A 438-nucleotide genomic window follows, 5' to 3' on the forward strand; every position below is an offset into this window, starting at 1 on the left:
GGGCGAAACAGTGATAATGCGCTCTTTGGGCGCTTCCTTTGCGAACACCAATCCGACCGTGGTTTTGTCGGCTGCAGCCCTCCCGGACGCTGTGTAGTGCATCTGGAAAACGAGATCAGAGCCGGCCTTGATGAGCTTCGCCTGCCCCTGCCGGAAGACGTCCGGGAGATTGCCGGGCGTGTAGATTGTCAGGATGTCGCTACCGACGCCACCGACGTCTTCGCGAGGCTTGCCGCCGGGTGTCCTTTTGGGCGGGACATAGGGGACGCCGGGTTCGGCTTCGCCGCGAAGCCAGGGATTCCCGGGCTCCCGAATGTAAACGACGGCGTGGTGGACGACGGTGCGCGCCGACGGTCGAGCCTCCACCATTTGCACCCATTTGTCCTCGGTGAATCCGGTAGGGACGACGATGTACTGATAGTCGACGGTGGCCTTGGC

Annotated in this window: 1 protein-coding gene; it reads right to left on the reverse strand. The window is 62.6% G+C overall.

The window, feature by feature from the left end; genetic code table 11:
* On the reverse strand, positions 1-438 hold a 438-nt coding region (locus I6F37_RS40410; RefSeq protein ID WP_225154438.1), incomplete at both ends, for a hypothetical protein.

This window comes from Bradyrhizobium sp. NBAIM08 (assembly GCF_020193935.1).
Lineage (GTDB): Bacteria > Pseudomonadota > Alphaproteobacteria > Rhizobiales > Xanthobacteraceae > Bradyrhizobium > Bradyrhizobium yuanmingense.